The organism is Leptospira bourretii (assembly GCF_004770145.1).
In the GTDB taxonomy this organism is placed as follows: domain Bacteria; phylum Spirochaetota; class Leptospiria; order Leptospirales; family Leptospiraceae; genus Leptospira_A; species Leptospira_A bourretii.
This window is the reverse complement of the sequence record NZ_RQFW01000019.1, coordinates 247,656-264,709: the sequence shown is the minus strand read 5'-3', so window position 1 is coordinate 264,709 and position 17,054 is coordinate 247,656. Positions and strand designations below refer to the sequence as shown.

17 protein-coding genes and 2 tRNA genes are annotated in these 17,054 nt (G+C 39.5%); 15 read left to right on the top strand and 4 right to left on the bottom strand.

The features are described 5' to 3' along the window. Window position 1 precedes the first annotated feature (1 nt). Together rplQ and EHQ47_RS15550 are read left to right on the top strand one after the other, a co-directional pair. Window positions 2–517: a 50S ribosomal protein L17 gene (rplQ, locus tag EHQ47_RS15555; RefSeq protein WP_135747932.1), complete on the top strand. Its 516-nt coding sequence runs from the start codon at window positions 2–4 to the stop codon at window positions 515–517. Between the two features lie 106 nt (window positions 518–623). Beyond that, on the top strand, window positions 624–2,444 hold the full coding sequence (locus tag EHQ47_RS15550; protein WP_135777540.1) for a PAS domain-containing sensor histidine kinase: 1,821 nt from the start codon (window positions 624–626) through the stop codon (window positions 2,442–2,444). Here the strand turns inward: EHQ47_RS15550 and EHQ47_RS15545 are convergent. After that, window positions 2,441–4,456: a 1-acyl-sn-glycerol-3-phosphate acyltransferase gene (locus tag EHQ47_RS15545; protein ID WP_135747930.1), complete on the bottom strand. Its 2,016-nt coding sequence runs from the start codon at window positions 4,454–4,456 to the stop codon at window positions 2,441–2,443. The two genes, EHQ47_RS15550 and EHQ47_RS15545, sit on opposite strands and share 4 nt — an antisense overlap. A 122-nt stretch (window positions 4,457–4,578) precedes the next feature. On the opposite strand from EHQ47_RS15545, the gene EHQ47_RS15540 reads away from it, so the two are divergent. The 4 genes from EHQ47_RS15540 (at window position 4,579) to EHQ47_RS15525 (ending at window position 7,154) form a co-directional block, all read left to right on the top strand. Further along, window positions 4,579–5,604 carry an ATP phosphoribosyltransferase regulatory subunit gene (locus tag EHQ47_RS15540; RefSeq protein ID WP_135777539.1) on the top strand — a complete coding sequence of 342 codons (1,026 nt, stop codon included), beginning with the start codon at window positions 4,579–4,581 and terminating at the stop codon, window positions 5,602–5,604. A gap of 7 nt (window positions 5,605–5,611) precedes the next feature. Further along, a complete protein-coding gene (locus tag EHQ47_RS15535; protein WP_135747928.1) occupies window positions 5,612–6,886 on the top strand; it encodes an adenylosuccinate synthase in 1,275 nt (424 codons plus the stop codon). Between the two features lie 79 nt (window positions 6,887–6,965). Next, window positions 6,966–7,038, top strand: a tRNA-Lys gene (locus EHQ47_RS15530). 41 nt (window positions 7,039–7,079) lie between these two features. Continuing rightward, window positions 7,080–7,154: transfer RNA gene (locus EHQ47_RS15525), tRNA-Glu, on the top strand. Here EHQ47_RS15525 and EHQ47_RS15520 read toward each other — a convergent pair. Together EHQ47_RS15520 and EHQ47_RS15515 are read right to left on the bottom strand one after the other, a co-directional pair. After that, complete coding sequence (locus EHQ47_RS15520; RefSeq protein ID WP_244290380.1) at window positions 7,133–8,017, bottom strand: TIGR02757 family protein; 885 nt, start codon at window positions 8,015–8,017, stop codon at window positions 7,133–7,135. The two genes, EHQ47_RS15525 and EHQ47_RS15520, sit on opposite strands and share 22 nt — an antisense overlap. Continuing rightward, entirely contained in the window at window positions 8,007–8,906 is a 900-nt protein-coding gene (locus EHQ47_RS15515; RefSeq protein ID WP_135747927.1) for a hydroxymethylglutaryl-CoA lyase, read from the bottom strand. Before EHQ47_RS15515 ends, EHQ47_RS15520 begins: the two co-directional genes overlap by 11 nt. A gap of 71 nt (window positions 8,907–8,977) precedes the next feature. Between EHQ47_RS15515 and EHQ47_RS15510 the strand changes: the two genes are divergently transcribed. Then, window positions 8,978–9,766, top strand: coding sequence for an ABC transporter ATP-binding protein (locus tag EHQ47_RS15510; RefSeq protein WP_135777538.1), 789 nt, complete (start codon window positions 8,978–8,980; stop codon window positions 9,764–9,766). On the opposite strand, the gene EHQ47_RS15505 is transcribed toward EHQ47_RS15510, so the two are convergent. Further along, a complete protein-coding gene (locus EHQ47_RS15505) occupies window positions 9,721–10,737 on the bottom strand; it encodes a tetratricopeptide repeat protein (protein WP_135747925.1) in 1,017 nt (338 codons plus the stop codon). The genes EHQ47_RS15510 and EHQ47_RS15505 overlap by 46 nt on opposite strands. Window positions 10,738–10,745: 8 nt before the next feature. On the opposite strand from EHQ47_RS15505, the gene EHQ47_RS15500 reads away from it, so the two are divergent. The 8 genes from EHQ47_RS15500 to EHQ47_RS15465 are packed head-to-tail and all read left to right on the top strand — an operon-like array spanning window position 10,746 to window position 16,950. Continuing rightward, the gene (locus EHQ47_RS15500; protein WP_135777537.1) at window positions 10,746–11,366 is read left to right on the top strand and encodes an ABC transporter ATP-binding protein; all 621 of its coding nucleotides are present in this window, start codon (window positions 10,746–10,748) and stop codon (window positions 11,364–11,366) included. Next, window positions 11,347–12,003 carry a heme exporter protein CcmB gene (locus EHQ47_RS15495; protein ID WP_135777536.1) on the top strand — a complete coding sequence of 219 codons (657 nt, stop codon included), beginning with the start codon at window positions 11,347–11,349 and terminating at the stop codon, window positions 12,001–12,003. Before EHQ47_RS15500 ends, EHQ47_RS15495 begins: the two co-directional genes overlap by 20 nt. Before the next feature lie 51 nt (window positions 12,004–12,054). Beyond that, window positions 12,055–12,753: a cytochrome c biogenesis protein CcsA gene (ccsA, locus tag EHQ47_RS15490; protein WP_135747923.1), complete on the top strand. Its 699-nt coding sequence runs from the start codon at window positions 12,055–12,057 to the stop codon at window positions 12,751–12,753. Window positions 12,754–12,756: 3 nt separating this feature from the next. Continuing rightward, the gene (locus EHQ47_RS15485) at window positions 12,757–13,884 is read left to right on the top strand and encodes a PP2C family protein-serine/threonine phosphatase (protein WP_135747922.1); all 1,128 of its coding nucleotides are present in this window, start codon (window positions 12,757–12,759) and stop codon (window positions 13,882–13,884) included. Continuing rightward, window positions 13,881–14,738 (top strand): phosphoribosylaminoimidazolesuccinocarboxamide synthase, encoded by an 858-nt coding sequence (locus EHQ47_RS15480; protein WP_135777535.1) that lies wholly within the window; start codon window positions 13,881–13,883, stop codon window positions 14,736–14,738. The genes EHQ47_RS15485 and EHQ47_RS15480 overlap by 4 nt, the downstream gene beginning before the upstream one ends. Then, window positions 14,720–14,968, top strand: coding sequence for a phosphoribosylformylglycinamidine synthase subunit PurS (gene purS, locus EHQ47_RS15475; protein WP_135747920.1), 249 nt, complete (start codon window positions 14,720–14,722; stop codon window positions 14,966–14,968). Before EHQ47_RS15480 ends, purS begins: the two co-directional genes overlap by 19 nt. Beyond that, window positions 14,965–15,612, top strand: a complete 648-nt coding sequence (gene purQ, locus EHQ47_RS15470; RefSeq protein ID WP_135747919.1) for a phosphoribosylformylglycinamidine synthase subunit PurQ — start codon at window positions 14,965–14,967, stop codon at window positions 15,610–15,612. Before purS ends, purQ begins: the two co-directional genes overlap by 4 nt. A gap of 54 nt (window positions 15,613–15,666) precedes the next feature. After that, window positions 15,667–16,950 carry a sugar phosphate nucleotidyltransferase gene (locus tag EHQ47_RS15465; RefSeq protein WP_135777534.1) on the top strand — a complete coding sequence of 428 codons (1,284 nt, stop codon included), beginning with the start codon at window positions 15,667–15,669 and terminating at the stop codon, window positions 16,948–16,950. Window positions 16,951–17,054 lie beyond the last annotated feature (104 nt).

Here is a 17,054-nt window from a genome sequence, read left to right as displayed (position 1 = left end):
GATGAATAAACGTAATAAAGTTAAACAACTCAATAGATCCGCAGATCATAGAAAAGCTATGATCCAAAATATGGTAATCTCTTTGCTTCGCCACGAAAGAATTGAATCTTCTGTTGCGAAGTTGAAGGTGGCTCGTTCTTACGCAGAACGAATCATCACAAGAGCAAAACGCAATTTGGACGCGAACCTAGCAAATCTTGACGAACAAAAGAAAAATGCAGCAATCCTGCATAACACACGATATCTTTATAGCCACCTTGGTGACCAAGAAATCGTGAACAAACTTTTGAAAGACTTAGCAAATCGTTATGCGGAAAGAGTGGGTGGATACACAAGAATCATTCGTTTGGTAAACCGTCCTTCTGACAACACGGCGATGGGAATTTTGGAACTTGTGGATCGCAAAACTCAAGATGAGTTAAAAGCAGAAACAAAAGCAAAACGCGAAGAAAAGAAACCCGTTAAAAAAGAAGAAAAACCTAAAAAAGCTAAAAAAGAGAAAGCAGCTGCCAAGTAAGCAGAGCTTTTTTTCCGCTTCGTGATAAAGAAGCCTACTCGAATCTGAGTAGGCTTTTTTTTTATTGCATTCGTTTGGATTTCCGATTAAATTCTACATTCCAAACATGCTCCCTTCCTTATCCACATCCGATTCAATTTGGCATACCGCTTTTAGTGCAAGTCCTATCGGGATGGCACTTACCGATATGCAGACGGGCCTCTACGTTGATGCCAATGATGTTTATTGTACTTGGCTTGGAAGGACTAGAGAGGAGGTCATTGGAAAATCCACTTTGGATTTGGGGATATATTCTAATGTCAATGACAGAGAATATATTTTGGCCGGATTAAAAAGAGATGGGTATGTATTGAATTTAGAAGTGCCTCTGGTTGCAAAAACGGGGGCAACTGTCACCATCCTCTTTAGTGGTCGAATCGTTGAGAATGGAAAGTATCTTCTTTCGGCAGGACAGAATATCACTGCGCTTAAGGAAAAGGAATACCTTGCCGCAGTTTTGCAAAGTGAGTTGGTCATTAGCAAAGAACTATTTGAAAGTGTATTTCGACTAAACCCAGCAGCAGTTAGTTTATCGAATGCCGAAACTGGTCAATACGACGATGTGAATGAAGCGTACTGCCGCCTAATTGGATTTTCTAGAGATGAAATAGTCGGAAAAACTTCGCATGAATTGAATATTTGGATCACAAGACTCGACCGAGCCAGGCTTTTAGAGGAAGTTCAAAAAAAAGGTTGGAGCACCGGGATGGAGGCGAGCATACGTATGAAATCGGGTGAAATTCGTCATGTGGTTTCAGGAAATACAATTCTCAATAACCATGGTAGACCAACTCTACTTGCGATACTCATTGATATCACCGAATCCAAACAAAACAAAGAAGCTTTAGAATTTGCGGTCAAAGAAAGAACAAAAGAGCTAAACCGCATTTTAGAAGATTTACAAAAAACGCAAGATCAATTGATTCTTTCTGAAAAAATGGCCACCTTGGGTCAGTTAGTTGCAAGTGTTGCTCATGAAATTAATAATCCCCTTGCAGCCATTTCCGCCTTTAGCGAACAGATTCATTACCGAATGGGTAATTTTGGAACAAGATTGTTTCAAATCAAAGAATGTTTCTCTAAGTATTCAGAAAAAGAAATCAATGAAATCATTTCCTGGGTGATTGAGTTATTTACGATCAAACCGAAAACTTATGTATTTGCCGAATCCAGAAAAGCCAAAAAAACTCTGGAAGCTATTTTTCTTGATTTAGGGATTGAGACTGCATATGATTTAGCGGATCGAATCGTTGATTTGGGAGTCTCCGATTTTATTTTAGAGAATCAAAATTTATTATCTCATTTTAAATCTTCTCCCTTACTAGAGTTAGTTTTATCTGAATTAAATACGCTTAGAAGTGTAGAATCAATTCGGCTTGCAGTCGAAAGAACTTCCAAAATTGTTTATAGTTTAAAAAATTATGGCCGTTTTGATCGAAACGAAGCCAAATCGGATATTAACCTAGTCGATACAATCGAAACGGTCCTGACACTTTATCAGAATAAAATGAAAACAGGAGTAGAATGCATTCGTTTGTACAATGCAAATCCTGTTTTAGCAGGTTATCCAGACGAACTCATTCAGATTTGGACAAACCTCATCTACAATGCGTTGCAGGCCATGGCCTTTAAGGGGATACTTACCATCCAAGTAGACGAATTGGAAACTGAAATCATTGTGAGAGTCAAAGACAATGGACCAGGAATCCCTCCTACCATTCAGAAACGAATTTTTGAGCCTTTTTACACAACAAAGGAAAAAGGAGAAGGAACGGGACTTGGTCTTGGGATAGTAAAACAGTCTGTGGAAGAAAGACACCGTGGACGGATTCAGTTCCAGTCGGAACCCGGTCACACGGAATTTCAAGTTTATCTTCCGAAATCTTAGCGAGCCAGTTGCATTTGTAATTTTTCTGCTACCAAATCAAAATCCTCATTCTGAATTACCGTTCGGTAGGCAGCGGTAACAATGGGATGTCTTTTTTCATCCAATTGGATTAGGTTCGGCAATACTTTGAGTCCATAAAAACCATTGGTAATTTTTTCTGGTCTTGTTCCATAGGCTAGGTCGTATCCATACTTTCTATCTCTTGTGTCAGATCCAAAACAAGCCAACATAAAATCTGTCATACCTGAAAGTCCATTGAATGTGGTTGGATCCCCACCAAGTAATACACCAATCGAAACCATTTCATTAAAAAATCGATTACTTAAATGAAACAAAGTGTTGTCAACATTACCACCTAACTCTCGTTTAAAGTATCCTTCTACAAGCCCCATTGCGAGCGCATAAACAGTTTTTAAAGCCCCACCAAGTTGTACACCTTTTGTATCCCTCGAATTGATAGCGGTTCTTGTGAAAACATAATTGTTTGTTAAAAGTTCTTTGAGTTTCGGAATGAGAGAGTCTTCGAAGGCTGAAATTTCAAATCCAGAAATTTTTCTTTCCATGATTTGGTCTGGGTAACAGGCCCCAGAAACTACGGCCAACCTTTCCCTTTCAATGAGCAAAAGTTCGTTTAAGTCTTCTAAAATGAGTCCTTTTTTTGATCCAGTGAAGCCTTTGATGACGTTTACCATTGGCGATTTGTTTTTTTGCAAATGGGTTCTAATTTTAGAGTAAATTCCATCAAATTCCCATGGATTTGTACCTTGGATGAAGAGAGTGGCAGATTCCAGAACTTCTGGTTTATCCGAAAATTCGATGTTTGGTGGGAGTTTGTAAATAGGATAATGAACTACATCGCGTTTTTCTTCATTACTTTGTTTTACCATTTCTGAATCGGGGCTGTAGATGGTTACTTTTACGTTTTTGTTTGCCATTACACAAGCGAAGGCCACTGACATATTGGATGATCCAATGATGACAACATGTTCCTCGGGTTTTTTCGGAATCGAAATGAGTTGGTTGGTTTCTCTAACGTCTCCTTTATAGAGGTTACGATAGGTTCCGTGTTTGTGTTTGTTTAAGTTGCTACCAACAAGAAGCGCAAGGTTATCAATGATAAACTGCTTTTTATCGCCCGTTCCAGGAAAAGAAATCTGTTCTATATGAGATGGAAAGGATTCCATTTCTTTTTTTGTAAGTTCCCCAACAAGCACTGGTTTGCCGATGACAAGTTTTCCGACTGCTTGGTTAAAAAGTAATCCTTCTATGGGGAGAATTTTTTCTGTTCCTTCTAGTGAGATCGGGAGTATAACTTTGTTTGCAACATAATGGTACACAGTGTCCACAAATGGCATAAGCCTTCCATCGCGAGACCGAGTTCCTTCTGGAAAAATAGAAATGACCTTTCCATCTGATTGGAGTTTTTGTGAATTCCGAAAGGCTCGCATATTGATTTTGGTCATCACATCAGAAAGAGAAGGGTTGTCGGCCATATCCTTTTTGGAACAAACTAGAAGAGTTCCAAACATATAGAGACCGAGGCGAGTGAAGTCTGGTTCGAAGGCAAGTCTCCCCGCAATAAAGACGAGTGACTCCGCAATTTTTCTTCCTTCGGGTCCTGAATTGTATAAAAGAGTAAAGATGGCAGGCGCATCCAAATGGCTTAAATGATTGGAAATTAAAGTCACAGGATATTTGCCAATGACCCCATCCAAAAGTTTTAGGTTTTCTGTTCCTTCCACCTTGAATTTATTCATGATGGGATCGAGAAATTTTAACATAAAGTCGCGAGGTTCAGGACGAATGTCTGTATACACTCCGATTTCTTCCAATCGTTCTGGTTCTTGGAAGATATCCATGACCTTTGGTTTTGGAGTGCTTTGTGAAAGAACTAAAAACTCTTCTAAAATGGACTTTGCTTCAGACTCGGTAAGACCTGATTTTACAAATAGGTGGATGTTCTCAAAAAATTCTTTATGCCAGCGTCCCAAAGTGGCTTCTTTTTCTGTCATGTATGCCTCTAAACCGACATTAAATTACTGAAAACTTTCGATTTGTCTATTCGATTTTTACAATTGATTGCGTAAATCCAGGATTTCTCTAAACTGACTTCTTGGGTGATCGAGATCCCGGTATGAATCAAAAAAACAAATCAATTTCCTCGGAACAAAAGTGGATTCCGGATGGATTTCATTTTTTAGGCCCCGAAGAAAGCAAAAACCGGCGGATTTTACTACAATCATTTTCAGAACTCTTTGAGAAAGAAGGGTATTCTGAAATTAGCCTTCCTTCTTTTGATTATTCGAATTCGTTTCGCTCTCATTTGGATCATGGAGTCGAAAGTTTACTTGTGACAAAAGACTGGGATGGGAATGAACTATCTCCTGGTGTGGATTTAACACTACAAGTTGTGAAAGGAATGGCGGCTCGTTCCCACTGGGAAGAGAACCAAAACGTATTTTACTTTGCACGTAAGATTCGTGACCACAAAAAACGCAATGCCTCAAGGCGAGAAATTCTACAAATCGGTGTGGAATCACTTGGAAAGAGCGATGCAAACCAGATCATATCTCAAATTCAAATTTTGAATCGCCTTTGGAAAATTTCGGTTCCTGCCGAGCCATTTACGATTGTATTTGGTCACTCTTCTTTTTTTCGTTCTGTATTAGAGATTTTAGGTTGGAATGAGGAACAAACAAAGGTTCTACGGCAACTATTGTATACTAAAAACTTACCAGAGTTAGTTTCTCTTGCTGCAAGAGAAAACACATCAGAAGTCCATATGCAGATGATCCAGTTGCTTCTGCGACCCATTCCGGTTAGCGAAATGCAAAAATTTCATAATGCATTACATAAGATATTATCATCCAAAGAATGGGATACTTTGAAAGGGGATTTAGAAACCATCACAAGTTTTTTTGCTGAGTGGTCGAAAGTTCTCGGAGAGATTCCTTGTATTTGGGATCCTTCCCTTGTGAGAGATTTATCCTACTATACTGGGTTTATGTTTCAGGGTTATGTGGAAGGGGATCCTGAACCGGTTTTTGCCGGTGGAGTTTATAACGAATTGTATGAAAGTTTTACGGGAATCAAGAAGGATGCCTGCGGTTTTGCCCTGCACCTTGATTCCATTGAAGAAATTGTAAATAAGGTGAAATGAGGGAATTATGCCTGCAAATTTAGTTGTCGGAGCACAATGGGGTGATGAAGGAAAGGCAAAGGTAATTGATTATCTTTCCAAAGATACAGATATCATTGTTCGGTACCAAGGTGGTGCGAACGCCGGTCATACGGTTGTGGTGGGTGGAAAAAAGTACATTTTCCATTTGGTTCCATCGGGAATTATTTATGACAATACCACTTGTGTGATTGGAAACGGAGTGGTTTTGGATCCTGAATACTTTTTAAAAGAGTGTGCAGATTTAGAATCACACGGATTCAAAGTAAAAGAAAAAGTCCTTATCAGTGATTCCTGTCACATCCTTCTTCCTTACCATCGATTGATTGATGAAGCAAGAGAGGCTGGTTCTTCACCTGAAAGAAAGATCGGGACCACAAAAAAAGGGATCGGGATGTGTTATGCGGACAAAATGCTTCGTAACGGAGTTCGTGCCGGAGACCTTTTAGATAAAGATGTTCTCAAACGAAAACTAACTCATATCCTTGAAGTGAAAAACCAAGAACTGGTTAAATACTACGACTTGGAACCTGTCAACATCACAGAAATGTATGATTTCCTTTTGGACTTCGCTGACAAAATGGGAAAAAACATTGTGAACACAGTGTACTACCTCAATTCGGAATTACAAAAAGGCAAACGTGTACTTCTGGAAGGGGCACAGGGAACAGGGCTTGATATTGATTTTGGAACCTATCCTTACGTAACAAGCTCTAATCCTACTACTGGTGGGGCCTTGGCAGGATCAGGTGTGAGTTTCCGATATTTACAAGATGTGATTGGGATCACCAAAGCCTATGCCACAAGAGTAGGGGAGGGTCCGTTCCCATCTGAGATTCTAGGGGAAGCCGGGGATGTGCTACGCAAGTTAGGTGGTGAATATGGTTCCACTACAGGAAGGCCAAGACGATGTGGTTGGTTTGATGTACAAATGATCAAACACGCAGTGACTGTGAACGGAATCAATTCTCTCGTATTAACGAAAATAGATGTTCTTAGCCATTACGATTCGATTCCTGTTGTTGTAGGATACGAATACAAAGGCAAAAAATTAGACTTTTTTCCATCACAAGGACTCGAGGACGTCAAACCGTTGTTTGCTGAGTTCAAAGGTTGGAAGGATGATATCTCTGGAATCAATTCCTTTTCTAAGTTACCAACACTTTGCCAGTCGTACATTAAGTCCTTACAAGACCTAGTGAATACAAAGATTGGAATTGTTTCCACAGGACCTGATCGCGAACACACGATCATCATGGACTAAAAAAAATCGAGAGCTCTTGATCTTTTTTTTAAGTAGTTGTTGACCGAGAAAGGTGGTTCGATATTCTTGGCTACAGAACGAGTCGTTAGCTCAGCTGGTAGAGCAATTCCCTTTTAAGGAATGGGTCCGGGGTTCGAATCCCCGACGACTCACAAAGAGTGTTCCTGTAACTCTCAAACCACGTTCTTAAAACGGTGCCATCGTCTAATGGTTAGGACACAAGGTTTTCATCCTTGCAATCGGGGTTCAATTCCCCGTGGCACTACCAAATACCAAACAAACCTCCTTCAAATAACAGACTTCACAAATATCCTTCTGGTATTTTGCTGTGCATCTTTCAATGATTCCCACTCTAGTTAAATAGAAGTCGTATAACAAAGGATCTGCGGGATTTATCTTTTTAAAAAATTCTTTAATCAGATATGCTTCTTTGGCTCCGAAACTTTTCCGGTTTGTAATTCCTAAAATTTGAATTAGTTTTTGGATATGAACATCCAAAGGAAATGGGATTTGGTTTGGTTGTATGTTTTGGTAAAGACCGAAGTCGGGATAAGAATTTCTGACCATCCAACGTAAAAAAAGGGACAATCGTTTTTTAGGAGATTTGGCTTCCGGTTTTCCAATTAAAAATTGAAGGCCGTAAGTAAGTTTCCTTTTTCCCAGTGTAATTTTTAGTTCTTCCTCCCAGAAACTTTGGAATATAGAAATCGAACTTTCTCCAACAAAATTACCTTGGCCGTTGGTTAGTTTGGATTCAAAGAGAGGGGATTTGGCATCCAATCCTTGCAGAACACGAGCGAAAGTTTGGAAAAAGATCTGGTTGTCAGTTTTTGTTTGGAACCGGTATACCTTCAAATTTTTTAGAAACGTGGAAAAGGTTTTGTCTGCTCTCCGTAAAGTTTGGTAAGGAGAAGGCCCTAGGTCCAAAAAGACCGGTTTTAAAAAACCTTGGATACTTCTGACATTGCCGTAAGCATACAAACAAGAAATCAAAGAAACCACTTCTATATCAAGTGGGTCCTTATATCTTTTGGGAAAACATATGGGATCAGAATCTAAATAGTGAAGGTGTTCGTATTTTTTTCTTAAATCCTCTAACTTAGAATGGAGAAGGTTAAAATCAATCGGCATTCTTCATTGCAATATAAGTTCTTGAGGTTAGTTTTCTTCCGATTTTTTCTTCCATAAATCGGCTGGCAGAAATTAGAGAATCCAATTGGATTCCAGTTGTATATCCTTCTCTATGTAAAAAATACACGAGATCTTCGGTGGCCACATTTCCAGCAGCTCCTTTAGCGTAAGGACAACCTCCGAGTCCTCCGGCTGAACTATCAAAACTACGAAGTCCCATACTGAGCGCTTGTTTGGTGTTTGCGATGGCCATTCCATAGGTGTCATGGAAGTGACCTGCTAGTAGATTGTTAGGGATTTTTTTCAAAAGAACTTCCAAAAGAGATTCTACTTCCGAAGGGACAGCGACTCCAATCGTATCGCCTAGAGAAATTTCGTATACTCCGGCATCTAGCAGTCGTTTAGCGACTTCCAGGGTTTTTTCTGGTTTTATTTTTCCTTCATAAGGGCATGCAATTACGGTGGAGATATATCCTCTTACCTTGATTCCATCGGATTTTGCTTGGGAGAAGATGGGTTTAAAAAATTCCAAACTCTCTTCAATCGTCATATTGATATTTTTTTTGGTAAAGGTTTCTGAAGTGGCAGTAAAAACTGCTACCTCGGAAAAACCGGCCTCCTTTGCTCCTTCATAACCTTTGGCATTGGGTGTGAGAGAGGAAAACTGCACTAGGTTTTTATACTTTGGGAGGATGAGTTTTGAGAGTTCTAATGCATCTCCCATTTGCGGGATTCGGTCTTTGCGGACAAAGGAAGTGAGTTCTATATGTTTCAATCCGCTTTCTACTAGACGGGATACGAATTCAAATTTATCCTGAGTGGAAAGAATGGTTTTTTCATTTTGCAGTCCATCTCTTGGGCCTACTTCTGTGATTTTAATTTGTTCCAATTCTCCATTCTCCTTCTCCTTCAACTTGATGTTAAAAATAAGAAACGCAATGATTTTATGGAGTGAACCCAATGTTTACTCTTAAAAATATTTCGGTACATATTGGTGGACGCCAACTTTTACAGAATATCAATTTAGTAGCAAAGCCAAATCTGATTACGGGCCTCATTGGTAAATCAGGTTCCGGGAAATCAACTTTGTTCCGGTTGGCCTTAGGACTACTCGACGAAACATCTGGATACAAGTGGAGTGGGTCTCTGCATTGGAAAGAAGAGAAATTACCCCAAAGGCAAAATCCCAAACTACAACCAGTCTTCCAAGACCCACATGGGAGTTTTTCTCATATAGGCACTATGAGAGAATTGTTACTCGAACCAATCCGTATCCAAAGGGGAATTTTTTTATCTGAGGATACCAAAAAAAGAGAACGGATTCGTATTGAGACTTTTTGTGACCGATTTGATTTGCCAAAAGAATTGTTAGAAAGGACAAAACAAGAGTTAAGTGGTGGTCAATTGCAACGATTTGCCATCCTTCGAGCCTTACTCACTTCTCCTGAATATTTACTTTTGGATGAACCTGTCACCGCTCTTGATGTTCTTGTCCAAAAAAAAATTGCAGAAGAACTAAAACAAATCAACCAAACTGAAAACATAGGAATGTTTATAGTATCTCATGATTTAGGATTTTTATCGTATATGTGTGATCAGATTTTTGTTTTGGATGGTGGAGAAATTGTAGAATTTGGTCCAACGAATGAGATTCTATCAAACCCAAAGTCTCAGTTGTTACAAACATTAAAGGAAGCTAGGAATCATTCGTTTGGGGGAGCTGTTTCTTCTTCTGAATCATCCAATTGAGTTCGTTTTGCTTCGGCAAATTTTTTCGCAATGTCACGTCTTCTTGCAATGACTTTGGAAGAAACTGTGGCAAAAAAGGGATCATTTGTAAAGGTAAGCATCTTTGTATATTCTTCTTCTGCCGTTTCATAGTCAGTGACTTTGGAAGCAGTCTCTGCAAAATAATAATGAAATTTTTTATCGTAAGGTTTTGGTTTTCCTTCCGCTGTGGTGAGAGTGGTGCGATTAAAAATTTTATATGCGATATGAAAATTTCCTTTTTCCATTTCGAGTCTTGCAAATCCTAATTTCACATTTGGACTTTCTTCTTCAATCTTCAGGGCTTTGTTTAAATAGAGAAGTGCTCTGTTTTTTAAACCTGTGGCCAAATAATGATCAGCCAGACGGATTAAAGCCTCAGTGTCATAGGGATTTTTTTCTACCGCCAGTTTATAATTCATAATCGCATAATACACTTGGCGTGTGATTTCGGAAAGAATCGCAATGTGGAGATAGGTTTTAAAATAATCTGGCATTTCTGCTTTGGCATATTCAAATTCAACCAAAGCTTTTTCATATTTCATTTCAAGTGAATACAATCTTCCTAAATTGTATCGGAAAGGAAAAAATTGGGGATCAAAACGAATGCCAGCTTCTAAACGTTTGATCACTTCGAGACGAACATTTGGTTTTTCTGAAAATAAAATTTCAAGAGTATCATTATTCCATTTTCCAGAATTGGTGATGGTTTCTTGTTCGTAAGTAAAACTTCCATTTGATTTGGGAGGTTCCCCTTGGAAGAGTTTTCCCCTGGCGAGGATAAAATCGTCTTTGTGGTAAATAAAAGACCCATTGGGAAAATCAGAAGTATCAAATTCTTGGTCTTTGCCCCAGAGGATTTCTGGGTATTCCACGTTTCCAATCAATTTTTGTCCCCAAATCAGAGTGGGGAATAAAAACAGAAGTGCGATACTAAAGCTACGGAAGAACATGGTGTAGAATGAACCAAACCCTTTTGGAAACAAAAGCGCTTACTATAACTGTCGGCGAAAAGGTCTTACTGAAAGAGATTTATCTTTCTTTTTTTGAGACAGGACTTGTGGCTGTGCTCGGAGAAAATGGAGCAGGGAAGTCCACTCTTCTCAAAGAAATTTACCACCATTCTTTATCATCTCCCAAATGGACTTGGCACCAAGGCAAAAAAAAATTGAGTTATCTTGGTCATGAGTTGGGATTTTACTCCTCCTTAAGTTTAGAAGAGAATTTAGAATATTTTGCAAAGTTAGACGGGCGTCCTTTGGACCAAACAAGGAAAAACCAACTTTTAGAATCTTTCCGGTTACAAAAACGGATTTGGGATCCCATTCATACCTTTTCACGTGGAATGAAACAAAAAGCTGCCATCCTTCGGGTTCTACTTTCTTCGGCAGATGTGATTTTGTTTGATGAACCTTACACCGGGTTAGATGCTGATTCCTCAAAAATTCTCAGCGATCTTCTCAATGAAGAATCCAAATCAAAATTGATTTTGGCAGTCCTCCATTCGATTCCCGATGAATTAAAATGTACATCCCAATTACAAATTGAAAAGGGGGGGGCTTTTGTTACTCACCTTACTTAAAAAAGAATTTTATCTGATTGGTAGGTCTCTTGGTGGGATCCTTTCTCTTTTTACTTTGAGTGTTTCTGTGGTATTTATTTTTTATACCTCCATCGAAGTAAATGAAATGTTAACGGAAAGAAGTGTACGTGGGATCAAATGGGCCATTATATTTATCCTTAACTTTGTGATTGTAAGCCAAAGCCTTTGGGAAGAACGAGAATCGATGGGTTGGGAGGCAAGTCTCTCTTTTGTGAGTCCAATTTCCCTTTATTTGGCCAAGTCCTTTGCCATTTGGTTTTGTACCATACTTGTGAATGGTGCCCTTGTTTTGGTCCTTTCCGTTTTCTTTCAAAACATGAGTATGGATCGGTTTTTCGGAGAATGGCTTTTTGCTAACCTTGGTAGTGGGTCTCTTGTGTTTCTTGGAGTTTCCCTTGGGCTCATCGCTTTTGAGAGTCGTTTGAAAGAAATTATCATTCCCTTGTTGCAACTGCCGTTTTCCATTCCACTATTTCTTTTTGGGTTGGAAGCGGAACATCGGTATTGGCTGGAACCAGGGTTTTACCTACCGTCCGTGGGACTTCTCTTGTTTTTTATGATTTTTTATGCAACGCTTGGTTCGGTGATGATTGAGATTCTTAGGAATGAGCACTGAGACCTTGTTTTCTCCTAGAATTTCTTTCTATCTTTGAAAATTTGGAATAAAATGGAACGTAAGATTCGGATATTCCACCCTGTTTTCGACATCGGTTTTTATCTCGTTGTGTGCACCACACTTGTCTTTGCCGTTATCTTTTCGTTAGTGTATCCTAATGTCATTTTGGAACAAGGACTAAGTCACAGGATTTTTTATTTACATGTTCCGGTCGCCTGGGTTGCGTTATATGGCCCAATCCTTTCTTTTGTTTTTTCCCTAATTTTTCTTTTTACCAGAAATTTGCTTTGGGACAGACTTGCCTTTACTGCAAACCAACTTTCCTTTTTATTTGCGGTTGGAGTTTTGTTTTCTGGCCCGATTTGGGCCTATAGCGCCTGGGGAGTTCCTTGGGACAAAACGGATGCTAGGTTACAATCTTTCTTTATTCTTTGTATTTCCTTGGTAAGTTATTTTATTTTCCGTTATTTAGTCCCTGCCAAATCCAAAAAAGCCATTCTTTCCGCTTATCTTTCCGTCCTTTGTGCCGTGAGTGCCGTTCTTACCTGGGGAGCTATTCGGTGGATTGAAAACCCAGGAAACCACCCTGGCAGTGTTCTTGGAAAAGGGGGGATGGATTCTGATATGAAACAAAGTATGTGGCTTGGGGTGATTGCCTTCCACTTTCTCTTTCTTTTCCTTTTTCTTGTTTCCAACCGTAGTGAAAAAATCCAAGATATTAGATCCAAACTGAAATCGGAACTGGATTAGAATATGCCAAAAGAAGAATCTACTCATACCATTCTCATCGTAGATGACGTTCCAGAAAACGTGGAACTTTTGAAATACCTTTTGCAACAAGAAGGTTTTAAAACATATACGGCCTTTTCTGCAGAAGAAGCACGTTTGGTATTGTTAAACACGGCAATCGATACACTTTTGTTAGATGTAAATATGCCGGTCCAAGATGGGTTTTCTTTTTGTAGGGAACTACGGACGATGGATCAGTTCAAACTCCTTCCGATCCTCTTTATCACTTCAATCGAAAGAGAAGTAGGGTTTCAAGAAGCCATGAAAAATGGTGGAGATGATTTTATTAACAAACCTTTCAACAAAAGGGAACTAGTTGCAAAAATTCATTCTGTCATTCGTTTGAAGGACTTACAGGACGAGTTGTACAGACAAAAAAGTAAATACGAAAAAGAATTACAGACAGCAAGGCGTGTCCAAGACCAACTCATTCCTGAAAAAAGTTTTATTTGGAACGGGATCAAAGCACAGACTTTGTTCCATCCTTACTTACAAATTGGTGGGGACTTTGTTGATTCTTGGATCGAAGAAAAAAAACTCCATATTGTCATTGCTGATTGTTCTGGGCATGGACCGAGTGCGGCCCTCATTGGTGCCATGTTCAAAATGCAATTATTTAACTTAGTGTCTACTATGGATCTTAGAGAACGTGTGGCACATTTAAGAAAAAACATGGAATTAGTGTTACCTGAAGATTATGCGATTACTTTTTGTTATGCGATTCTAGATCAAGACTTAAAACTTTCTTATATCAACGGAGGCCATCCGGCTCCAATTGTTTATATGGATGGGGAAACCAGGTTTTTAAAAGGGATGAGTCCCATGATTATGGGAATTAATTTTGCGGCAAATGATGAAGTTCAAACTGTACAATTAAAAACAGGATCTATGTTTTTTATGTATACCGATGGGGCCAGTGAAGCAATGAACCCAAAGTCGGAATACATTACAGAAGAAGGAATGAAGGATATTTTTCATGAATCCGTAAAGTCTGGAAAAGATATTCTACAGTCAGTGCAAACGAAAATATTAGAATTTTGTGGTGCGTCCACTCCGAGTGATGATATGGCAATGGTGTGTATACAGTTATGATTCCAACCCCTAGTTATAAAGGAAAAGTAAGGGATGTGTATGATTTGGGAGATTCTCTTCTTCTCGTCGCTACAGACCGAATTTCAGCATTTGATGTTGTTTTTGAAGAACCTGTTCCGGACAAAGGAAAGATTCTCACAAGAATTTCCACCACTTGGTTTCGAAATTTCCCTGAAATTCCCAATCATTTGATTACCGATGATGTATCAAAATTTCCCCCTCCCTTTCAAAATGAGGAATCTCTAAGGGATCGTTCGGTCCTTGTTAAAAAAGCAAAACGAATTGATTTTGAATGTGTGGTTCGTGGGTATTTGACAGGTTCTGCTTGGAAGGAATACAAAACAAATGGGACCATTGCCCATGTTCATTATCCCCAAGGTCTTTTGGAATCACACCAATTTGAAACACCAATCTTTACTCCGGCTCGGAAAAATGATTCTGGTCATGACGAAAATGTAAGTGAATCAACAATGGAAGAGGAAGTGGGTCAGGAACTATTTTCCAAACTGAAAAACCTATCTCTCCATCTTTACAATGCAGCCCATAAACAAATGGCAAACCAAGGGATCCTTCTTTGTGATACAAAATTTGAATTTGGCCTGGTGGATGGAGATCCCATCTTAATTGATGAAATCCTCACTCCAGATTCTTCGCGGTATTGGGATGCTTCCACCTATGCTCTTGGCAAAACCCCAGCCAGTTTTGATAAACAAATTTTACGGAATTGGCTCGAATCCACCGATTGGGACAAAAATCCTCCCGCACCTGCTTTGCCCGAATCCTTGATCCTAGAACTACGTAAAAAATACTTGGAATTGGAAGATAAAATCACGCTATGTTTGTCGCAAAAATAAACGTCACTCTCAAAGAATCGGTCCTTGACCCACAAGGCCAAACCGTTCTCCGCACCCTTCACGACCAAGGGAAAAGTTCTATCTCTGACTTAAGGGTTGGGAAATACATCGAAATGAAAATCGATGCCAAATCTTTGGCTGAGGCAGAGACACTTGCCAAAGAAATTTGTGAATCGGTCTTAGTGAACCAAGTCATTGAAACATACCGGTTGGTTGTGGAGAAAGTATGAAGGTTCGGGTGGTTACCTTTCCTGGTTCCAATTGTGATAAAGATGTAGGGTCGGTTCTTGAATCGGAATTTGGTGCTCGCGTAGACTATACTTGGTACAAAGAATCTTTTTCTGATCAACCGGACTTAGTTGTGCTCCCTGGTGGGTTCTCTTTTGGAGATTATTTACGATGCGGGGCAATGGCTAAGTTTTCGAACGCAATGGAATCCGTAGTCAAATACGCAAACCAAGGCGGAAAGGTATTAGGAGTTTGTAATGGATTCCAAATCCTCACCGAAGCGGGACTCCTTCCTGGTGCCTTACTTCATAATCGAACTTTAAAATACATTTGTAAAGATGTGGACCTCGTTCCCGTTTCGGAAAATAGGATCGCAAAAGAAATCAAAGGAACACTATCCATTCCGATTGCTCACGGCGAAGGTGCTTATTTTGCTGATGCAGATACTTTAGAACGATTAGAAAAAAATGGACAGGTGGTTTTTCGTTATAAAGAAAATCCTAACGGTTCCTTACATGATATTGCTGGGATTTGTAATGAAGCTGGAAACGTTCTAGGAATGATGCCCCATCCAGAAAGAGCCGTAAATCCTTATACGGGAAAGATGGATGGAAAACAAATCTTAGAGGCTCTCTTAAAAAAATAGAAATCTTTTTAACCTTTTCTTGCTTTTTCGTCCAATGGAATTACAAGGGAAGGTATGCGATTTCAAGAAGACTCTATTGATTGTGTGGACTTCATTCTCAAAAAAGATGAAGTATTGACCATCATCTTAGGTGGGGGAAAAGGAACTCGTTTATTACCTCTGACAGAAAAAAGATCCAAACCTGCGGTCAGTTTTGGTGGAAAATACAGACTCATTGACATTCCTATTTCCAATTCACTTAACAGTGGTTTTGAAAAGATCTTTATCCTTACCCAATTTAATTCTTATTCTCTCAATCGCCATATCAACCGAACCTATGCGACAAACAATATCCATCAAAAGAGTTTTGTCGAAATCATTGCCGCAGAACAAACTGTATCCAGCGCCAATTGGTTTGAAGGGACAGCTGATGCCGTAAGAAAAGTCCTTCCTTATATTAGAGAACAAAAACCGAAATACGTCCTCATTCTTTCTGGTGACCAACTTTATAATATGGACCTCTCTGATTTTATGCAGAGCCATTTGATGGATCCTGAAACCGAAATTTCGGTGGCCACCAATGCAATCCCCGAAGACCAAATTTATGGACTTGGGATTGTCAAATCGGGAGTAGGAGGGTTCATCCAAGAATTCATAGAAAAACCACAAGAAATATCCCAAGTGGAATCCTGTCGCACAAAACAAGGTAACTTCCTTGCGAATATGGGAATTTATATTTTTAACACATCCACTCTCATTGATGTTTTAGAAGACCGCAATATGGCAGACTTCGGAAAAGAAATTTTACCAAAGGCCATCCGAGAAAGAAAAGTAAAAGCTTATACTTACGACGGTTATTGGGAAGACATAGGGACCATCAAAGCTTTTTACGAAGCCAATTTGATGTTAACCGATCATATCCCTAAGTTCAATTTATACCTTGAAAAAACACCGATTTATACGAGGGCGAGGGCTCTCCCTCCTTCCAAAATCATCCAGGCTGTCGTGAACCAAGCTCTCATTTCAGAAGGAACCATTTTGAACCAATGTGAGGTGCATCGTTCCATCATCGGGGTGCGCCAACTCATTGCCTCAGGAACCAAGATCTATGACTCCATCATTATGGGTCTTGACCATTATGGATATTTTGATCGGAAGTCAGGGAAGATCCCCATTGGGATTGGGCCTAACTGCGAAATACGACGGACAATTGTCGACAAAGACTGTGCCATAGGAGCCAACGTGCGTCTGTTAAACGAACAAAATCTCCAGGAATATGAAGACGAATACATTCGAATTCGAGAAGGAATCATCGTGGTTCCCCGGCATACAGCTGTCCCAGATGGGTATTCAATCTAAGGCAATTTGACATATTTGGGTCAAATTTGCGTCATTTTTCCTTGAAGTTGTCTCAAATTTAGGGATTTTGACTTGTCAGTTTTGAACTTAGTTCTAGCCTGGAC

Excerpts from the sequence above, each read along its gene's own strand:
- EHQ47_RS15480 (WP_135777535.1), top strand. The coding sequence starts at position 13,881 with ATGATTCCAACCCCTAGTTATAAAGGAAAAGTAAGGGATGTGTATGAT.
- EHQ47_RS15510 (WP_135777538.1), top strand. The coding sequence starts at position 8,978 with ATGTTTACTCTTAAAAATATTTCGGTACATATTGGTGGACGCCAACTT.
- EHQ47_RS15545 (WP_135747930.1), bottom strand. The coding sequence starts at position 4,456 with ATGACAGAAAAAGAAGCCACTTTGGGACGCTGGCATAAAGAATTTTTT.
- EHQ47_RS15550 (WP_135777540.1), top strand. The coding sequence starts at position 624 with ATGCTCCCTTCCTTATCCACATCCGATTCAATTTGGCATACCGCTTTT.
- EHQ47_RS15500 (WP_135777537.1), top strand. The coding sequence starts at position 10,746 with ATGAACCAAACCCTTTTGGAAACAAAAGCGCTTACTATAACTGTCGGC.
- EHQ47_RS15535 (WP_135747928.1), top strand. The coding sequence starts at position 5,612 with ATGCCTGCAAATTTAGTTGTCGGAGCACAATGGGGTGATGAAGGAAAG.
- EHQ47_RS15505 (WP_135747925.1), bottom strand. The coding sequence starts at position 10,737 with ATGTTCTTCCGTAGCTTTAGTATCGCACTTCTGTTTTTATTCCCCACT.
- EHQ47_RS15520 (WP_244290380.1), bottom strand. The coding sequence starts at position 8,017 with ATGCCGATTGATTTTAACCTTCTCCATTCTAAGTTAGAGGATTTAAGA.
- EHQ47_RS15485 (WP_135747922.1), top strand. The coding sequence starts at position 12,757 with ATGCCAAAAGAAGAATCTACTCATACCATTCTCATCGTAGATGACGTT.
- EHQ47_RS15540 (WP_135777539.1), top strand. The coding sequence starts at position 4,579 with ATGAATCAAAAAAACAAATCAATTTCCTCGGAACAAAAGTGGATTCCG.
- EHQ47_RS15465 (WP_135777534.1), top strand. The coding sequence starts at position 15,667 with ATGCGATTTCAAGAAGACTCTATTGATTGTGTGGACTTCATTCTCAAA.
- purS (WP_135747920.1), top strand. The coding sequence starts at position 14,720 with ATGTTTGTCGCAAAAATAAACGTCACTCTCAAAGAATCGGTCCTTGAC.
- purQ (WP_135747919.1), top strand. The coding sequence starts at position 14,965 with ATGAAGGTTCGGGTGGTTACCTTTCCTGGTTCCAATTGTGATAAAGAT.
- rplQ (WP_135747932.1), top strand. The coding sequence starts at position 2 with ATGAATAAACGTAATAAAGTTAAACAACTCAATAGATCCGCAGATCAT.
- ccsA (WP_135747923.1), top strand. The coding sequence starts at position 12,055 with ATGGAACGTAAGATTCGGATATTCCACCCTGTTTTCGACATCGGTTTT.